This is a genomic window from Stenotrophomonas sp. STK17_22, assembly GCF_051983905.1.
Classification (GTDB): domain Bacteria; phylum Pseudomonadota; class Gammaproteobacteria; order Xanthomonadales; family Xanthomonadaceae; genus Stenotrophomonas; species Stenotrophomonas maltophilia_A.
Genome location: NZ_CP197010.1, coordinates 1,822,431 through 1,839,589, shown reverse-complemented (window position 1 = coordinate 1,839,589; position 17,159 = coordinate 1,822,431). Strand labels below are relative to the sequence as shown.

At 67.7% G+C, this 17,159-nt stretch carries 15 protein-coding genes; 7 read left to right on the top strand and 8 right to left on the bottom strand.

Translation table 11 applies throughout. From position 1 onward, the window contains the following. Window positions 1-13 precede the first annotated feature (13 nt). The 5 genes from zwf to eda all read left to right on the top strand — a co-directional run bounded on the left by zwf (window position 14) and on the right by eda (window position 6,016). Window positions 14-1,450, top strand: a complete 1,437-nt coding sequence (gene zwf, locus ACSYS9_RS08540; RefSeq protein WP_049400949.1) for a glucose-6-phosphate dehydrogenase — start codon at window positions 14-16, stop codon at window positions 1,448-1,450. Continuing rightward, window positions 1,447-2,454: a glucokinase gene (gene glk, locus ACSYS9_RS08535; RefSeq protein WP_010484331.1), complete on the top strand. Its 1,008-nt coding sequence runs from the start codon at window positions 1,447-1,449 to the stop codon at window positions 2,452-2,454. Before zwf ends, glk begins: the two co-directional genes overlap by 4 nt. Then, window positions 2,451-3,176, top strand: coding sequence for a 6-phosphogluconolactonase (pgl, locus tag ACSYS9_RS08530; RefSeq protein ID WP_012510707.1), 726 nt, complete (start codon window positions 2,451-2,453; stop codon window positions 3,174-3,176). Before glk ends, pgl begins: the two co-directional genes overlap by 4 nt. Window positions 3,177-3,234: 58 nt before the next feature. Beyond that, window positions 3,235-5,151: a phosphogluconate dehydratase gene (gene edd / locus ACSYS9_RS08525; RefSeq protein ID WP_049400947.1), complete on the top strand. Its 1,917-nt coding sequence runs from the start codon at window positions 3,235-3,237 to the stop codon at window positions 5,149-5,151. 205 nt (window positions 5,152-5,356) lie between these two features. Further along, the gene (gene eda / locus ACSYS9_RS08520) at window positions 5,357-6,016 is read left to right on the top strand and encodes a bifunctional 4-hydroxy-2-oxoglutarate aldolase/2-dehydro-3-deoxy-phosphogluconate aldolase (RefSeq protein ID WP_049423523.1); all 660 of its coding nucleotides are present in this window, start codon (window positions 5,357-5,359) and stop codon (window positions 6,014-6,016) included. A gap of 330 nt (window positions 6,017-6,346) precedes the next feature. Here eda and ACSYS9_RS08515 read toward each other — a convergent pair whose 3' ends face one another. The 3 genes from ACSYS9_RS08515 to ispG form a co-directional block, all read right to left on the bottom strand. Next, the gene (locus tag ACSYS9_RS08515) at window positions 6,347-6,994 is read right to left on the bottom strand and encodes a response regulator (protein WP_004153112.1); all 648 of its coding nucleotides are present in this window, start codon (window positions 6,992-6,994) and stop codon (window positions 6,347-6,349) included. 201 nt (window positions 6,995-7,195) lie between these two features. Further along, a complete protein-coding gene (locus ACSYS9_RS08510) occupies window positions 7,196-7,945 on the bottom strand; it encodes a phosphatase PAP2 family protein (protein ID WP_071229275.1) in 750 nt (249 codons plus the stop codon). Then, window positions 7,926-9,191, bottom strand: a complete 1,266-nt coding sequence (ispG, locus tag ACSYS9_RS08505; RefSeq protein ID WP_071229274.1) for a flavodoxin-dependent (E)-4-hydroxy-3-methylbut-2-enyl-diphosphate synthase — start codon at window positions 9,189-9,191, stop codon at window positions 7,926-7,928. The genes ACSYS9_RS08510 and ispG overlap by 20 nt, the downstream gene beginning before the upstream one ends. Window positions 9,192-9,305: 114 nt before the next feature. Between ispG and ACSYS9_RS08500 the strand changes: the two genes are divergently transcribed. Both ACSYS9_RS08500 and ACSYS9_RS08495 read left to right on the top strand, forming a co-directional pair. Then, window positions 9,306-10,532 carry an ATP-binding protein gene (locus ACSYS9_RS08500; RefSeq protein ID WP_032128856.1) on the top strand — a complete coding sequence of 409 codons (1,227 nt, stop codon included), beginning with the start codon at window positions 9,306-9,308 and terminating at the stop codon, window positions 10,530-10,532. Beyond that, the gene (locus ACSYS9_RS08495; RefSeq protein WP_012510702.1) at window positions 10,529-11,098 is read left to right on the top strand and encodes a response regulator transcription factor; all 570 of its coding nucleotides are present in this window, start codon (window positions 10,529-10,531) and stop codon (window positions 11,096-11,098) included. Before ACSYS9_RS08500 ends, ACSYS9_RS08495 begins: the two co-directional genes overlap by 4 nt. An 18-nt stretch (window positions 11,099-11,116) precedes the next feature. Here ACSYS9_RS08495 and ACSYS9_RS08490 read toward each other — a convergent pair whose 3' ends face one another. The 5 genes from ACSYS9_RS08490 to ACSYS9_RS08470 all read right to left on the bottom strand — a co-directional run bounded on the left by ACSYS9_RS08490 (window position 11,117) and on the right by ACSYS9_RS08470 (window position 17,094). Beyond that, entirely contained in the window at window positions 11,117-14,014 is a 2,898-nt protein-coding gene (locus ACSYS9_RS08490) for a type 2 lanthipeptide synthetase LanM family protein (protein WP_071229273.1), read from the bottom strand. An 80-nt stretch (window positions 14,015-14,094) separates the two neighbouring features. Continuing rightward, the gene (locus tag ACSYS9_RS08485) at window positions 14,095-14,301 is read right to left on the bottom strand and encodes a DUF6229 family protein (protein ID WP_049400943.1); all 207 of its coding nucleotides are present in this window, start codon (window positions 14,299-14,301) and stop codon (window positions 14,095-14,097) included. Between the two features lie 316 nt (window positions 14,302-14,617). Next, a complete protein-coding gene (gene pgi, locus ACSYS9_RS08480; protein ID WP_071229272.1) occupies window positions 14,618-16,132 on the bottom strand; it encodes a glucose-6-phosphate isomerase in 1,515 nt (504 codons plus the stop codon). After that, window positions 16,129-16,509, bottom strand: a complete 381-nt coding sequence (gene panD / locus ACSYS9_RS08475) for an aspartate 1-decarboxylase (protein WP_032128853.1) — start codon at window positions 16,507-16,509, stop codon at window positions 16,129-16,131. The genes pgi and panD overlap by 4 nt, the downstream gene beginning before the upstream one ends. Before the next feature lie 87 nt (window positions 16,510-16,596). Further along, window positions 16,597-17,094 (bottom strand): hypothetical protein, encoded by a 498-nt coding sequence (locus ACSYS9_RS08470; protein WP_071229271.1) that lies wholly within the window; start codon window positions 17,092-17,094, stop codon window positions 16,597-16,599. Window positions 17,095-17,159: the final 65 nt, after the last annotated feature.

The following is a 17,159-nucleotide window of genomic DNA, read 5'->3' as shown; positions in this document are numbered from 1 at the left end:
TGAAACTCGAGCGATGCACGACACCCTCTTCCTGTTCGGTGCCACAGGTGATCTGGCCCAGCGCTACCTGTTCCCTTCGCTGCTTCGCCTGCTTGGCGACGGCCTGCTGCCGGAGGACTTCCGCATCCGTGCGCTGGCCCTGTCCGGGCATGACACCGAAGCCTTCCATGACATCCTGCGGCCGCGCCTGCAGCAGGCCATGCCGATGGCCACGCAGGACGACATCAGCGCCCTGCTGCGCCGCATCGACTATCGTTCGGTGGACCTGCGCGACGTCGACTCGGTTGCCGCCGCGGTCTCCGACCTGGTGCACCGCAAGTGCGTCAGCTACCTGGCCATTCCGCCGGGCCTGTACATCTCCACCTGCGAAGGCCTGGCCAAGGGTGGCGCCCTCGCCGCACCGGCACGCCTGATGCTGGAGAAGCCGATCGGCAGCGACAGCGAGAGCGCCGAGGAAATCATCAGCACCATCGGCCAGTGGATCGACGAGGACCGCGTGTTCCGCCTCGACCACTACCTGGGCAAGGCCGCAGTGCAGAACCTGATCGCGCTGCGCTTCGGCAACACGCTGCTGGAAGCGGTGTGGAACCGCAACTACATCGAATCGGTGCACATCCTGGTGGCCGAGAGCGAAGGCGTGGATGGCCGCGACGCCTACTACGCCCGCTCCGGCGCGCTGCGCGACATGGTGCAGAGCCACATCCTGCAGCTGCTGTGCATGGTGGCGATGGAGCCGCCGGCCTCGCTGGAAGCCGACCGCATCCGCGACGAGAAGGTCAAGGTGCTGCGCGCCCTGCGCCCGCTCGATGCCAAGCACGCCGCGCGTGATAGCATCCGTGGCCGCTACACCGCCGGTACCATCAACGGCCAGCCGGCCCAGGCCTACCAGCCGCCGGAAGGCAGCGACGTGGAGACCTTCGCCGGGGTCACCGCGCATATCGACAACTGGCGCTGGAGCGGCGTGCCGTTCCACCTGGTCACCGGCAAGCGCCTGCCCGAACGCACCACCCGCGTGGTGGTCACGCTGAAGCCGGTTACCCACTGGCTGTTCGAGCGCCCGCAGCGCGCGCAGGCCGCACCGAACCGCCTGGTGTTCCAGCTGCAGCCGCAGGAAAACATCGAACTGGGCCTGATGAGCAGCCTGGCCGGCCCGGAATGGGGCGCGCTGGAGCTGCATCCGCTGGAACTGGAACTGTCGGTGCCGACTGGCCTGCACCGCCGCATCGCCTACGAACGCCTGTTCCTGGATGCCTTCAACGGCAACCACACGCTGTTCGTGCGCGATGACGAAGTGCGCGCCGCCTGGGCGTGGATCGACAGCGTCGCCGACGCCTGGAAGGATGCCAAGCTGCCTCTGGAACCCTACCCCGCCGGCCAGTGGGGCCCGGCCAACGCGGGCGAGTTCCTGCCGCAGGGCGTGGACGCGCCGGACAGCGGAGCGTCGGCATGAGTGCCAGCTCGCAGCCGGTGCTGGTCGCCGACATCGGCGGTACCAACGCCCGCTTCGCCCTGGCCGACACCTCGCAGGACGCACCGCTGCAGAAGGACAGCATCCGCGAGTACGCGGTGGCGGAGTTCCCGTCGCTGGGTGATGCCGCGCGCCACCATCTGGAACAGATCGGTGCCACGGCCAGCCGCGGCGTGTTCGCGGTGGCCGGTCGCGTCGACGGTGACGAAGCACGCATCACCAACCATCCGTGGGTGATCTCGCGCAGCCGCACCGCTGCCATGCTCGGGTTCGACGAGCTGCACCTGATCAACGACTTCGCCGCACAGGCGATGGCGATTTCGCTGCTGCAGCCCGATGACGTGGTCCAGGTCGGCGGTGCCGCCTGGGTGCCGGGCAAACCCGGCCAGCCGCGCAACTACGCGGTGATCGGGCCGGGTACCGGGCTGGGTGTCGGTGGCCTGATCCTGCGCCACGGCCGCTGCTACCCGCTGGAAACCGAAGGCGGCCATGTCAGCTTCCCTCCGGGAACCCCGGAGGAGATCCGCATCCTGGAGATCCTGTCCGAGCAGTTCGGCCGCGTCTCCAACGAGCGTCTCATCTGTGGCCCCGGCCTGGTCAACATCCATCGCGCCGTATGCGAGATGGCCGGCATCGATCCGGGCCAACTGCAGCCGGTGGACGTGACCGCCCGCGCCCTGCACGGTGACCCGCAGGCGATGCGCACCGTCGATGTGTTCTGCGCCGTGTTCGGCGCCATCGCAGGCGACCTGGTGCTGACCCAGGGCGCGTGGGACGGCGTGTTCCTGACCGGCGGGCTGACCCCGAAGATGCTCGATTCGCTGCAGCACTCCGGTTTCCGCCAGCGCTTCGAACACAAGGGCCGCTTCTCTTCGATCATGGCGCGGGTGCCCTCGTTGGCCGTGATGCATCCCCACGCCGGACTGCTGGGCGCCGCCGCCTACGCCGCCGACGCCGAACGTGACGCACCTGGAGTTGCCGCATGAGCCCCACCACCTTCCACGACGACCGCATCGAGTTCATCCAGCACGGCGATGCCGATGGCTGGATCGAGGCGGTGGCCGCCGAGATGGCGCAGACCCTCAACCACGACATCAACGAAGTGGGCCGCGCCCGCATCCTGTTGTCCGGCGGCACCACGCCGGCACCGGTGTACCAGGCGCTGGCCGAACTGGACGTGCACTGGGACCGCGTGGAAGTGAGCCTGGCCGATGAGCGCTGGCTGTCGCCGCAGGATCGCGACAGCAATGCCTGGCTGGTGCGCGAGAATCTGCTCAAGCGCGCCGAAGGTGCGCATTTCGATCCGCTGGTACGCATCGGCAAGCCGCTTCCGGAATGCGTGTACACCGCCAACCTGCAGGCGCAGCACAGCCAACCGCCGAGCCTGGTGGCGCTGGGCATGGGCAACGACGGCCACACCGCCTCGCTGTTCCCCGGCTCGAAGGACCTGGCCCGCGCACTGGAAAGCACCCTGCCCTACGCGGCGCTGGATGCCACCGGCTGCCCGGGCGCGAACCAGTGGCCGCTGCGCATCACGCTGACCCCGCATGGCCTGCGCCAGTGCCGCCAGCGCCTGCTGCTGCTGCGCGGCAAGCAGAAGCTGCAGGTACTGCGCCAGGCGCTGGACAGCAATGACGCCCAGCAGTACCCCATCCTCAATGCGATCAACCTGGAAGGCGCGCGCCTGCGCGTCCACTGGGCTGATTGATGTTGGCGGCGGCGCCGTGCCGCCGCTTGCCTCTCGCCACCACGAACGCCGGTAGCCAATGAGCCTCCATCCGCAACTGCAAGCCATCACTGAGCGTGTCATCCGCCGCAGCGCCGCCTCGCGCGCCGCCTACCTGGCCGCGATCGACGCCTCCCTGCGTGAAGGCCCGTTCCGCAGCCGCCTGAGCTGCGGCAACCTCGCCCACGGGTTCGCCGCCTGCGGCGGCACCGACAAGAGCCGCCTACGCGGCGGCGTGACGCCGAACCTCGGCATCATCACCGCCTACAACGACATGCTGTCGGCGCACCAGCCGTTCGAGACCTATCCCGAGCAGATCCGCGAGATCGCCCGCGAGCTGGGCGCCACCGCACAGGTGGCCGGCGGCGTGCCGGCGATGTGCGACGGCGTCACCCAGGGCCGCGGCGGCATGGAACTGTCACTGTTCTCGCGCGATGTGATCGCGCAGGCCACCGCGATCGGGCTCAGCCACGATATGTTCGACACCACCGTCTACCTCGGTGTGTGCGACAAGATCGTGCCGGGCCTGCTGATCGGTGCGCTGGCCTTCGGCCATCTGCCGGCGGTGTTCGTGCCGGCCGGCCCGATGACCCCGGGCATCCCGAACAAGCAGAAGGCCGAAGTGCGCGAGCGCTATGCCGCTGGCGAAGCCACCCGCGAAGAACTGCTGGAAGCGGAGTCCGCGTCGTACCACGGCGCCGGCACCTGCACCTTCTACGGCACTGCCAATTCCAACCAGGTACTGCTGGAAGCGATGGGCGTGCAGTTGCCGGGCGCATCGTTCGTCAATCCAGGCACGCCGTTGCGCGACGCCCTCACCCGTGAAGCCACCGAGCGCGCGCTCGACATCACGGCACTCGGCGACGACTTCCGCCCGTTGGGCCGGATCATCGACGAGCGCGCGATCATCAACGCGGTCATCGCACTGATGGCGACCGGCGGTTCGACCAACCACACCATCCACTGGATCGCGGTGGCGCGTGCGGCCGGCATCGTGCTGACCTGGGACGACTTCGACGAGCTGTCACAGCTGATTCCGCTGCTGGCCCGCGTCTACCCGAACGGCGAAGCCGATGTAAACCGCTTCGCCGCAGCAGGCGGCCCGGCCTTCGTGTTCGGCGAACTGATCAAGGCCGGCCTGATGCACGGCGACCTGGTCAGCGTGGCGCGTGGCGGCATGACCGACTATGCGCGCGAGCCGCAGCTGCGCGACGGCCAGCTGGTCTACCTGCCGGGTCTGGAACGCAGCGCCGACGAAGAGGTGGTGCGTGGCGTCGACAATCCGTTCGAACACCAGGGTGGCCTGCGCCTGCTGCGCGGCAACCTCGGCAAGTCGCTGATCAAACTGTCGGCGGTGAAGCCGCAATACCGCACGATCGAAGCACCGGCGGTGGTGGTCGATGCGCCGCAGGTGTTGAACAAGCTGCATGCCGGCGGCCTGTTGCCCGAGCATTTCGTGGCGGTGGTGCGTTACCAGGGCCCGCGTGCGAACGGCATGCCGGAACTGCATTCGCTGGCGCCGCTGCTGGGCCTGCTGCAGAACCAGGGCCGGCGCGTGGCGCTGGTCACCGACGGCCGCCTGTCCGGTGCCTCGGGCAAGATTCCGGCGGCGATCCATGTGACGCCGGAAGCGGCGCGGGGTGGTCCGCTGGCCAAGGTTCGCGAGGGCGACATGATCCGCCTCGATGGCGAGGCCGGCACGCTGGAAGTGCTGGTGGACGCAGCCGAATGGGCTGCACGTCCGCTGGCGCCGAACACCGCGCCTGCCGCGCATGATCTGGGCCGCAACCTGTTCGCGATCAACCGTCGTGTGGTGGGTCCGGCCGACCAGGGTGCGATTTCGATTTCGTGCGGGCCGGCGGCGGCTGATGGTGGGCCGTGGGAGTACGACGCGGAGTATGAGTTGGGGCACGATGCCGCGGCGGCGGCGGCGCCGCATGAGGCGAAAGACGCCTGAAGCGAAAAGCCGCGGCAGGCTTCCCGGCTTGGGCAGTAGAGCGCCCTGGCCGGGACACGCCGTAAACCCATCCATGGGGGCTCGATCGCGGCATCCATGCCGCTCACGGTCCCGGCCAGGGCGCTCTACTGCCCTTGGACAATTCCCGGCGCGTCATTTGCGCTGCGGCCACTGAATCAAGAAGAGCAAAGGCAAGGGCAAAAGCATGGGTATCGAACAACATCAGGTGAAGGCGGCGGAGCTGTTGCGTGCGGCGGGCATCCTGCCGGTGGTGACGATTCATACGCTGGACCAGGCGCGTGCGGTCAGCGCGGCGCTGCTGGAAGGTGGCTTGCCGGCCATCGAGCTGACGCTGCGTACGCCGGTGGCGATGGAAGCGCTGGCGATGCTCAAGCGTGAGCTCCCGGACGTGGTGGTGGGCGCCGGTACGGTGCTGACCGTGGAGCAGATGCAGCAGTCGATCGATGCGGGCGCGGACTTCCTGGTGACCCCGGGTACGCCGCCGGCGCTGGCTGATGCACTGGCCGCTGCGCCGCTGCCGGTGGTGCCGGGTGCGGCCACGCCGACCGAGCTGCTGTCGCTGTATGCGCGCGGCTTCCGCGTGTGCAAGCTGTTCCCGGCCACGGCCGTGGGCGGGCTGGCGATGATCAAGGGCCTGGCCGGCCCGGTTGCCGACCTCAAGCTGTGCCCGACCGGCGGCATCACCGAAAACACCGCCGCCGAGTACCTCGAGCAGAAGAACGTGGTCTGCATCGGTGGTTCGTGGATGGTGCCGGGCAACTGGATCGCCAACGGCGAATGGGACAAGGTGCGCGCCAGTGCCACCGACGCCGCCAAGATCATCCAGCGCGTGCGCGGCCACTGAGCCCGACAAAGGGGTAGAGCCGAGCCCACGCTCGGCTCCGGCATCATCAAGGGTCAGAGCCCTTTCCCACCGGGAAAGGGATCCGACCCCGGGCGACGAGCGCGCACAGCGCGCGACCCGCTCCTGCTCTTCCTTCTTCATTCCGCGGTGGACGCGCACGGAACCTGTCCGTGGCCCTGCGGAGGGATTGCGCAGGGGCGTAAGCGCCATGGATGGCGCGCCCGAGCCTCCAGGGATGGATTCACGGCGTCCCCTGCGCAATCCCTCCGCAGGGCCAACCCCACGAATCCTGCCGCACACCGCGAGGGGCTCAGCCGTTGGCCGAAACCCTTACAGCGGCCGTGCCGGATCCACCAGCCCGTACTGGCTGGCCATCCGCGCCAACGCGATGTTGTCGTGGATCCCCATCTTCTCGAACAACCGCGCCTTGTGCGTGTTCACCGTCTTCGCACTCAGGCTCAGCCGCCGCGCGATGTCTTCCTGGCGCAGGCCCTGGGTCAGCAGCAACGCCACCTCCAGCTCGCGCGGGGACAGGCTGTCGAACGGCGAACCGTTGCCTTCCACCGTCGACAGCGCCAGGTTCTGCGCGATGCTGGTGCCCAGGTAGCGACGGCCGCCGGCCACGTCACGCACCGCGCGCAACAGCTCCTGCGCATCGCAGCCCTTGCCGATGTAACCGGCGGCGCCAGCCTCGAGCAGCCGCTTCGGCAGCGGGCCATCTTCCAGCACCGACACGATCACCACGCGGGTATTGCGGTGGCTGCGCACGATGCGCTCGGTCACTTCCATGCCGCTCACACCCGGCAGGTGCAGGTCACACAGCACCACATCGGGCAGCAGCTGGCGGACTTCACGCAGCGCGTCTTCGCCGGTCTCGGCTTCGCCCACCACCTCGATGTCGGTTTCCCCCGACAGAATCATCTTCATCCCGGTGCGGACCAGCGCGTGGTCATCCACCAGGTAGACTCGAATCGTCATTCACGTACCTCTTCGAATGCGGCCATTGCAGGTCAAGCTAGGCAGGGTGCCGATACCCCTGCAAGCGCGTTCGGAATGCGACCCCGGCAATCCGCCTTGCGCATCACACTACCGCGCGTTGTGCTTGCCCCCTGTCTTGCAGAACCTGCTGCAACGAAACAACTGATCTATCACGTAGACGTCCCTCAAGGGCCATCCACGTCAATCCCCCTGTGATGATGCTTCGCTGGCCTTCGCTGGCGGCGAGCCGTGACGTCGCCATGGGTGCCGGCGACTGAACATGACCAGATAGCACCCTACCACCCAAACCAGCGCGGCACACCATCCGGCCAGGATATCGGAGGGGTAATGCACCCCCAGGTAGACCCGGGACACGCTGACCAGCAGGCTGAATGCCGGTGCCAGCAGCAGCACCGGCCAGCGCCAGCGGGTGTTCCAGGCCAGCAGTACCAGGGTCACTGCCAGGGTCATCGAGCCCATCGCATGGCCGCTGGGGAAGCTGAACGTCGATTCCGGCGCGATCGATTCCCACAGGCTGGGGCGCTGGCGCTGGAAGAAGTGCTTGCTGCCCATGTTCAGCAGCGCCGAGCCGACGAAGCTGACCGCCACGAAGGTCGCCTCGCGCCAACGCCGGTAGCCCAGCAGCACGCCGATGATCAGCACGTCGGCCGGGATCAGGAACCATTCGTAGCCCAGTCTGGAAATGAGCACGAAGAAGCGGTCCAGCAGCGGCGAATGCAGGCCATGCATCTGCCACAGCAGCGGCGCATCGAAATAGAACGATTCAAACTCGTGCACCTCGTCAGCCAGGGCGACGAAGCCGGCCAGCGGCAGCAGCACGCCACCGAACAGCAGGACCAGGCGCCAGGCATTGCGCGCCATCCAGTGGCGGAAGCCGGAGGCGGACTCCGGTGCAGCGAGGATCGCAGGCTTATCCGGCGCTTCGGACATACTTGTGTTCGACGTAGTCGTCGATCAGGGCGACGAATTCCTGGGCGATGTTGTCGCCACGCAGGGTCACCTTCTTTTCGCCATCGACGAACACCGGCGCTGCAGGCGTTTCACCCGTGCCGGGCAGCGAGATGCCGATATTGGCATGGCGCGACTCACCCGGTCCGTTGACGATGCAGCCCATCACCGCCAGGGTCATGTTCTCCGCACCCGGGTGGTGGATCTTCCACAGCGGCATCTTCTCGCGCACGTGGTTCTGTACCACCTTGGCCAGCTCCTGGAAGAACTCGGAGGTGGTGCGGCCGCAGCCCGGGCAGGCCGTGACCAGCGGCGTGAAGGCGCGCTGGCCGGTGGTCTGCAGCAGCTCCTGGGCGACGATCACTTCCTGCGTACGCGACTGGCCCGGTTCCGGGGTCAGCGAGATGCGGATGGTGTCACCGATGCCCTCCTGCAGCAGCACGCTCAGCGCCGCGGACGAGGCGACGATGCCCTTGCTGCCAATTCCGGCCTCGGTCAGGCCCAGGTGCAGGGCGAAATCCGAGCGCTGGGCCAGGTCGCGGTACACCGCGATCAGCTCCTGCACGCCACTGACCTTGGCCGACAGCACGATGCGTTCGCGCGGCAGGCCGAGCTCCACCGCCTGCTCTGCCGAATCCAGCGCCGAGCGGATCAGCGCCTCGCGCAGCACGCGGCCGGCGTCCCACGGCTGCTCACGCAGGTTGTTCTCGTCCATCAGCTTCGCCGCCAGGGCCTGGTCCAGCGAGCCCCAGTTGGCACCGATGCGCACCGGCTTGTTGTAGCGGATCGCGAACTCGATCAACTGGGCGAACTGCAGGTCCTTCTTCTTGCCGAAGCCGACATTGCCCGGGTTGATGCGGTACTTGGCCAGCGCTTCGGCACAGGCCGGTTCGGCGGTCAGCAGCTGATGGCCGTTGTAATGGAAGTCACCGATCAGCGGCACGTCGATGCCCATCATCGCCAGCTTGTCGACAATGCGCGGGATCGCCGCAGCGGCTTCCACGGTGTTGACGGTCAGCCGCACCATTTCCGATCCCGCACGCCACAACTCGGCCACCTGCTTCACGCTGGAGGCCACGTCGGAGGTATCGGTGTTGGTCATCGACTGCACCACGACCGGCTTGCCTCCGCCTACGGTGACCCCGCCGATCTGGACGGCATGGGTCTGGCGGCGGGGCCAGGCAGTGGCATCGGAAGGGGGCGTCGGGCGGGTAACGGCGTCGTGCATGGGCGCATTCTACCGCCCGCCTCCGCATTCCGGGTGACTCGCATTCAGCCGGCGGCACGGCTGCGGCCGATTGTCGCAGGCACGGTCACGCGTGAACGCATACGATGAGCGTGAATGACCGGTCCCGACGCCCCGTTTCTCCGAACCCTGTGCAGCCTGCGCTGGCTTGCCGTAGGTGGCCAGGCCGCCACCATCCTGGTTGCCACCTGGGTGCTGGGCCTGCCGTTGCCGCAACTGCCATTGTGGGCGGGCGTGGCCGTGCTGACCCTGTTCAACATCTACACCCAGCTGCGCCCGGAGGCGGCCGACACCGCGCCACTGACCGCGTTCGGCCACATTCTGGTGGACGTGATCATCCTGACCTGGATGGTGGGCTGGAGTGGCGGCATGGCCAACCCGTTCAGTTCGCTGTTCCTGATCCTGATCGCGCTCGCCGCGTTCGCCCTGCCCCTGCGCTGGGCACTGGCGGTGGCGCTGGCCTGCCTGCTCGGCTACGCCGCCAGCGGCATCTTCGGCCAGTCGCTGCCGGATGGCTATTTCCGCGCCCAGGACCTCAACCGCTGGGGCGTGGTCGCCAATTTCCTGATTTCCGCAGCGGTCGTGCTGACCTTTTCCACCCGCCTGGCACTGGCGCTGCGCCAGCGCGAACTGGAACTGTCGGCCCTGCGCGAACGCTTCGCCCGCAACGAGGGCATCGTCGCCCTGGCCACCCATGCCGCCTCGGTGGCGCATGAACTGAACACGCCGCTGGCGACCATGACCCTGCTCGCCGATGACGTCGCCGAGCGCAGCGAAGAGCCCGAAGTACGCGAAGACATGGAAACCCTGCGCGAGCTGCTGGTGCAGTGCCGCGAGCGCGTGCTGGCGCTGGCCGCACCGGCCTCGGCCGATGCACCGGGTCGCAGCCACTCCAGCGCCCAGCAGGTACTGGAACAGTGGCGCCTGGTGCGGCCGACCATCGACCTGCATCGCAATGACGATGCGCCGCTGCGGCTGCCACTCGACCCGGGCGTGGGCCATCTGCTGATGGTCCTGCTCAACAATGCCGCCGATGCCGGCGAGCAGGCCGGCCGGCCGCGCGTGGACCTGGACCTGCGCATCGAAGGCGACGACCTGATCGGCGAAGTCCGCGACTACGGCCACGGCTTCGACGCCCGTGCCGCGGTGCTGCCGGGCAAGCTGTTCGGCAGCAGCAAAAGCGAGGGCATGGGCGTCGGCCTGGCCCTGTCCCATGCCACCATCGAACGCCTCGACGGCGAGATGTGGATGCGCCCGGCCCAGGGGGCCGGCAGCCGCGTCGGCTTCCGCCTGCCGCTGACCCCACGTGAGGACACCCCATGAGCCTTCATCACTCCACCCTGGGCCTGCTGGTCGACGACGACGAGCTGTACCTGCGCACCCTGCAGCGCAGCCTGGCCCGCAAGGGGCTTGAAACGCAGACCGCACAGGATGCCGCCAGTGCGCTGGCGCTGGCCCGCCAGCATCCGCCGGCGTTCGCGCTGATCGACCTGAAGCTGGGCAGCGATTCCGGCCTGGCACTGATCCAGCCGCTGCGTGCCCTGCGCGCGGACATGCGCATCCTGCTGGTGACCGGCTACGCGAGTATCGCCACCGCCGTGGAGGCGATCAAGCTCGGTGCCGACGACTACCTGCCGAAGCCGGCCACGGTGCCGATGATCCTGCGCGCGCTCGGCGAGGAAGACGACGGCCCGGCCGACGATGGTGAAATGGAAGTGCCTGATGCGATGACGCCGATCAGCCGCCTGCAGTGGGAACACATCCAGCAGGCGATGCACGAGACCGGCGGCAACGTGTCCGCAGCCGCCCGCCTGCTCGGCATGCACCGGCGTTCGCTGCAGCGCAAGCTGGCCAAGCGGCCGAGCCCGGAACGCGATCCCAGCCGTTGATCGCCGGACCCGTCCGGCTCAGACCTCGGCCAGCACTGCTCGGTCCTGCGCGGCGCTGGAGCGCGACGCCGTCGCATCGACCCGCGCCGCTACCGTCTCCTGCAGCAGCGGCGACGGCAGCGTGCAGGCCGGATGCATGCGCAGGAAGCCATAGATCGTACCTGCCAGACCGATCATCAGGCCCGGAGTAAAGGCCGCGCGGGTCAGCCCGCCGACCATGCCCTGGTGCTCCTCGATCGAAGAAACGATCTCGATGGCGGCCTCGTCCTGCGGATAGGGACATCCCTCCGGATCCAGCGCAGCCGCCAGCACCAGCAGCTCCCGGGTGGACACATCGCCATGGCACAGGGTGTGGCTGAACCCCCATTTGCCGCGCGCGTCGGCCACAGCCCGCCGCATGTCACGCAACTGCGCGGGATCGCCGGTGCGGGCATACAGATCCGCGGCCGCCAGACCGATGCCGACACTGCCATGGCACCAGGTCGGGAAATTCTTCTGCCCGTCCTCCAGGTGGATATCGCGCCAGCGCCCGGTATGCGGTTCGAACAGCGCCGCCTGGAACGCAAACGCTCCTTCGGCCAACTGCCACCAGGCGGCCCGCTCGGGCACGCTGCCGGCATCCGAACGCGCCAGCCGTGCCAGCGCCCAGCCCATGCCCATCGCGCCGTGGCCAAAGCCACCGATCGGCTCGCGGAACTGTGGCGTCGGCCAGCGTGCGCCGTCGGCATCGACGATCGCCGCTTCCTGCATGCGGCGCCCGGCCGCAGCCGCCAACTCCAGCCAGCGCGATCTGTCGGTGGCCTCGGCCAGCGCCAGCAACGGCAGGATCATGCCGGACACGCCATCAATCAGTTCGAATTTCACCGGCCCCTGGAAACCACGACGTTCCACTCCTTCCGCACAGCGCTCGGCCAGCGCGAGCAGTGCGGGGCGCTGCAGCAGATCATGCAATGCCAGCAGGGTCCAGATCTGCGAGCCCGAGCCGACGAAACCACCATCGATCCCGGCGGGATGGCGCTCGCACATGGTCTGGAACACCGCAATGGCGCCTTCGATGGCCGGATCCAACCCAGCCACCGGATCGGCACGTCCCTGCTCCACTTCCCGGCGGTAGGCCGCCAGCGCGAACGCAATGCCTCCCAGCCCGAAATACAGGTCGGGCTGCACCGGCTGGACGGTCCACCCGGTACGGGTCACCTCGGGTGTGATCCAGGTCATCGAACCGTCTTCGCCGTGCACCGCCAGCCGCAGCAGGCTCTCCACCGCGCGCGCGGCCAGCGTGCGACGGCGTGCATCCAAGTCGTCCGCACGCGGATGCTGTGCTGCATAGCTGTGGCCGGATCTAGCCTCGGCGCGGGCCAGCGCATGCTGGTTCAGGTCGGTGGCTACCAGCGTGCTGCGGATGGTCACGTCTTCCAGGTCGATGCGCATCGCACGCCAGTTGTCGGTGATGGAGCGGATGCGGGCCGCGTCCAGCTGCGATGCGAAGATCGGAATGTCACCGTGGCGCAGGTCGTCCACTTCGCCGCGCACGGTCTCCAGGTCCGATGGCGCGGCCGGTGACACCGCCGCATTGCGCACCAGCAGGTCGATCGCGCGTTCAACCGCCTGGGCTTCGTTGTGCAGCGATGCCGGATGCCAGAGCATTCGCCCGAGCTCGGCGTAGGCCATGGTCGGCCGCCGCACATCGCGCACCTGGCAGCCTTCGAAACCGGCCAGCAACGGCATCAGTTCGCCCCTGGCATCCAGCGCACGCAGGCGCCCGCTGGCATCGACGAAACCCTCGCTGATGTGATCCCAGTACAACGACACATCGGGCTGCGGGCTCGGATGGTTCTGTGCGATGGCGACCTCTGCCTCGACCAGGCCCAGCCGCGCCGGCGCCGTCCCGTCTTCGATGATCACCGGCACCTGCACGCGCGGCTGCTCGCCCGGCAATGCGCCGGCGGCGGACAGGTCCACGCCTTCCATGCCGAGGCCGGTGGTGCGGAACGGCACGATACCGGTGCGCAGCACCGAATTGCGCATCAGCTTGACTGCCGTGTCATAGGCATCGCCCAGACCGGATGGTTCGACGTCGATGACCTGCGAGAACACGCTTTCGGCGTCGACCACCACCGGCACCGGCCCGACCGCGATCAGGTTCTCCAGATGGATGTCGGTCCCGCCCACCAGGCGCAGGATGGCCAGCCAGTGACCGAGACCGCGGTAGTAGGCGCGCAGCTCTTCGTCACCGGAACAATAACGGTGCTCGGCAAATGCAGCCCAGCCGTGGCTGCCACGATCCACCACGCGCGGCACGCGTACCCGGCCAGGGCCCTCGCCGAAGACGGCTTCAAGCAGGCCATCAAGCGTGGCATCGATGCGCAGCGAGCGCGGCTTGTACATCAGCGTACCGCCGTCGAACTGCAACCGCGCCACGGTCCGGCCGCCACCGTGCAGGTCACCGCGCCCCAGCGACACCGCACGCAGCAATCCTGCCGGACTGCCGAGCAGGTCCGTCAGCAGCGCACGATCACGGCCGATGCGCGCGGCCAGCTCCACCACAGCCGCACATTGTCCTTCGAGCATGCGCGACAGTCGCGGCAGCAGCACCGGGTAGCGTCGCTGCAGATGCTCATGGAAGCCCTCGCCGGTGGCGAGGGCCACGAATTCGTCCAGCGCACCGGCGCCCTCAAGCGGGCCGATGTCACCACCGCGCGCGGCCGCATGCAGTTCCAGCAGCAGTACGCGGTTGAGCTTGAGCTGGGCATGTTCACGAAGCGCCGCATCGCCCTGCTCATGCAGGAGTGCGCGCTCGTCTGGCCGCAGATCGATGGCGGGGTCATGCAGGCCAGCCGCCAACGCTGTGCGCGCGTCGACAAGAAAATGTTCGGTGATGCGCGCAAACGCGGCCGCAGCCGGAGAAGCGGTCATTACGCCCCCTGCAAAGTGTCCAGAGTCTGTTCCAGTCGCCGGCACGCAGCGCAAGCCGCTGCGTGCCGGCTCGGGCTACATCAACAGCACAGGCAGTGATTGACCACCGACATCGTGGTGGTGCACTCGGTACCGCCACCGGTGATCAGGGTGTCGGAGGCCGACGTGAGCGCGGACTCGGTGGCCCCAGCGCCATAGATGAACAGCGAACCCGCAGGGTTGGCGCATCCATCCACATCGTCCGAGCCATTGAGCCAGCCGGACACAACATCGTCGTTCAGATCCATTCGCAATCTCCTGTCATTCACAACATGAGGCGTTGAGGACATGGATCGATTCCACGTCCCTTCGGATACGGCCAGTCCCTGGCATCAACATCATGCTGCGAGCGATACTGGATGACAGGTACAGCCGCCCGTGCACACTGCATCCGCGTGTGAAGTGCGTCAAGCTGCGCTGCGGCAGGACGCACGAATACGCTGCACGTGCAGTACGGAAGTGACGTGGAATGAGTGGCCGCGCCGCCATTCCTGCGCGACCGGATCGAAGGCAACCGCAGAGGCATCGGATGGCCGGCGGGCGCCGGCACATCCGCAGCCCGGGTCAGCCCTTCAGCTGCGCCAGGATCTCGCGGGTCATCGGATCGGCAATCGCCACATCCTCACCCTGCAGCGCCGGCAACAGGCCACTGGCCAACTGCTTGCCAAGCTCGACACCGAACTGGTCGAAGGCATTGATGTTCCAGATCACCGACTGCACGTACACGGCGTGTTCGTACATGGCGATCAGCGCACCCAGCGCCTGCGGGGTCAGCGCGTCGAGCAGGATCAGCGTGCTCGGGCGGCCGCCCGGGTAATCACGGTGCGGGTCGTCGCTGCTCTGGCCATTGGCCAGTGCTTCGGTCTGCGCCAGCAGATTGGCCAGCAGGGCCTGATGATTGATCGTGTAGGGATCATCGTTGTGCACGCAGCCGATGAAATCTGCCGGAACGATGCTGGTGCCCTGATGCAGTGCCTGGAAGAAGCTGTGCTGCACATCGGTGCCCGCGCCGCCCCACCACACCGGCACGGTGTCGGTGGTGACCGGCTGGCCGTCACGCTGCACGCGCTTGCCCAGGCTTTCCATCACCAGCTGCTGCAGGTAGGCCGGCAGCAGCGCCAGGCGCTGGTCGTAAGTCATCACCGCGTGCGTGGCATGGCCCAGCAGGTTGCGGTTCCAGATGTCGGTCAGGCCGTGCAGCACCGGCAGGTTGCGCTCCAGCGGTGCATCCAGCGCGTGCGCATCCATCTGCGCGGCGCCTTCCAGCAGCTGCTCGAAGCGCTCGAAACCGATCGCAAGCGCGATCGGGAAACCAACGGCCGACCACAGCGAATAACGGCCACCGACCCAGTCCCACATCGGCAGTACGCGATCGGCGGCGATCGCGAAGGCCTTGGCGGCGCGATCCGGATTGGCGCTGACTGCATACAGGCGCTCGCTGCCACCCAGCCAGTCGTGCAGGATCTGGCCGTTGAGCAGGGTTTCCTGGGTACCGAAGGTCTTGGAGATGAGGATGCCGGCGGTCTTCGCCGGATCCAGCGTGGCCAGCGTGCGCTGCATGGCGGCGCCGTCCACGTTCGATACGAAATGCACGCGCAGGCGCGCGCCGGTGACCGGGCGCAACGCATCGGCGACCAGGCGCGGACCGAGATCGGAACCACCGATGCCGACGCTGACCACGTCAGTGACGCCGCTGTCTTCCAGCGCACGCACCAGCACGCCCATGCGCTGGCGGATCCCGCGCGCGGTGGCATAGGCCTCGGCTGCAACCGGCGCATCGACCACGTCGCCGCGCAGCGCGGTATGCAGCGCGGCGCGACCTTCGGTCAGGTTGACCTGCTCGCCACGGAACAAGCGGGTGATGGCACCACCGACATCACGGTCGGCGGCCAACGTGAGCAGGGCCTGCAACGCCGCGGCATCGTATTTCTGCCGCGCGAAGTTGACGTACAACGGACCGACCCGCAGCGCCAGGTCCTGCACGCGGCCGGGTTCGGCGGCGAGCAGGCTGGGAATGCTTGCGCCCTTCAGGCGCTGGGCGTGGGAATGCAGCGAGTCGAATCCGTTGTTCGTTGTCATGCGGCCTGGGTCGGGATCGTGTCGTTGGTGTGGGAGATCTGGTTCTTGCCATCAACGTACACCAGCTTCGGCTTGAAGCTGTCAGCTTCCTGCTCGGTCATGCTGGCGAACGCGGCGATGATGATGATGTCACCGACCTGCACGTGGCGCGCAGCACCACCGTTGAGCGAGACAACGCCGCTGCCGGCTTCGGCGCGGATGGCGTAGGTCGAGAAGCGCGCACCGTTGGTCACGTCCCAGATGTGCACCTGCTCGAACTCGCGGATGCCGGTGGCAGCCAGCAGGTTGTCATCGATGGCGATCGAGCCTTCGTAGTTCAGCTCGGAATGGGTGACGGTGGCGCGGTGGATCTTGGTCTTGAGCAGGGACAGGTGCATGGGGGCGCTGCAACGGCAAAGGAAAGAGCGGATTCTAGCACCCGCTTGGCCATCGTCACGGGGCCGCAGCAGGACGCTGAAGGCTGTTCAGGCCCCCTCCCCCGGCGGCGGCGGCGCGGCATGCCCGGAACTGCCCTCCAGAGACAGCCGGAACACCGTATGGAAGGCCAGCCCGGCGACCAGGCCGAAGCCACCTGCGGCCAGCACCTGCAAGGCATAGCTGATCACGTCGAAGGTGTCGACATAGCGCAGGCGCTGCAGCAGCGGACCATTGTCCGCGCCCGGCCAGGTGCAGGTGGCCATGACCAGCGCGCCCAACCCGAAGCCGACCAGCACGAATCCAGTCCGGCGCAGCCGCTGTTGAGACTGCAGGATCAGCGCCATCGGCAGCAACACCGCAATCGCATTGCACACGGCCAACACGAACATCAGCCCACCGCCGGTGAGCGCAGGCATCGGCGTGCGCCGGAATTCAAGCGCGAACAACAGGCCGCCAAACAACTGGGCCGGCAGCATGCCGGCGGCCAGCACCGCCAGGATCGAGGCCTGGGCAAGACGGCCGGTATCGGTGCTGGGGGTCTTCATTTCCGGTCTCCCGTCCGTAGGAAGTCGAGAGGCGCCCGTTGCGGGCGCCCCGGAGCCACATGCGG

Coding starts and splice junctions, on each gene's coding strand:
- ACSYS9_RS08515 (WP_004153112.1), bottom strand. CDS start 6,994: ATGACGATTCGAGTCTACCTGGTGGATGACCACGCGCTGGTCCGCACC.
- glk (WP_010484331.1), top strand. CDS start 1,447: ATGAGTGCCAGCTCGCAGCCGGTGCTGGTCGCCGACATCGGCGGTACC.
- pgl (WP_012510707.1), top strand. CDS start 2,451: ATGAGCCCCACCACCTTCCACGACGACCGCATCGAGTTCATCCAGCAC.
- panD (WP_032128853.1), bottom strand. CDS start 16,509: ATGCACCTGTCCCTGCTCAAGACCAAGATCCACCGCGCCACCGTCACC.
- ACSYS9_RS08500 (WP_032128856.1), top strand. CDS start 9,306: ATGACCGGTCCCGACGCCCCGTTTCTCCGAACCCTGTGCAGCCTGCGC.
- ACSYS9_RS08485 (WP_049400943.1), bottom strand. CDS start 14,301: ATGGATCTGAACGACGATGTTGTGTCCGGCTGGCTCAATGGCTCGGAC.
- ACSYS9_RS08470 (WP_071229271.1), bottom strand. CDS start 17,094: ATGAAGACCCCCAGCACCGATACCGGCCGTCTTGCCCAGGCCTCGATC.
- ispG (WP_071229274.1), bottom strand. CDS start 9,191: ATGCACGACGCCGTTACCCGCCCGACGCCCCCTTCCGATGCCACTGCC.
- ACSYS9_RS08490 (WP_071229273.1), bottom strand. CDS start 14,014: ATGACCGCTTCTCCGGCTGCGGCCGCGTTTGCGCGCATCACCGAACAT.
- pgi (WP_071229272.1), bottom strand. CDS start 16,132: ATGACAACGAACAACGGATTCGACTCGCTGCATTCCCACGCCCAGCGC.
- edd (WP_049400947.1), top strand. CDS start 3,235: ATGAGCCTCCATCCGCAACTGCAAGCCATCACTGAGCGTGTCATCCGC.
- eda (WP_049423523.1), top strand. CDS start 5,357: ATGGGTATCGAACAACATCAGGTGAAGGCGGCGGAGCTGTTGCGTGCG.
- ACSYS9_RS08510 (WP_071229275.1), bottom strand. CDS start 7,945: ATGTCCGAAGCGCCGGATAAGCCTGCGATCCTCGCTGCACCGGAGTCC.
- zwf (WP_049400949.1), top strand. CDS start 14: ATGCACGACACCCTCTTCCTGTTCGGTGCCACAGGTGATCTGGCCCAG.
- ACSYS9_RS08495 (WP_012510702.1), top strand. CDS start 10,529: ATGAGCCTTCATCACTCCACCCTGGGCCTGCTGGTCGACGACGACGAG.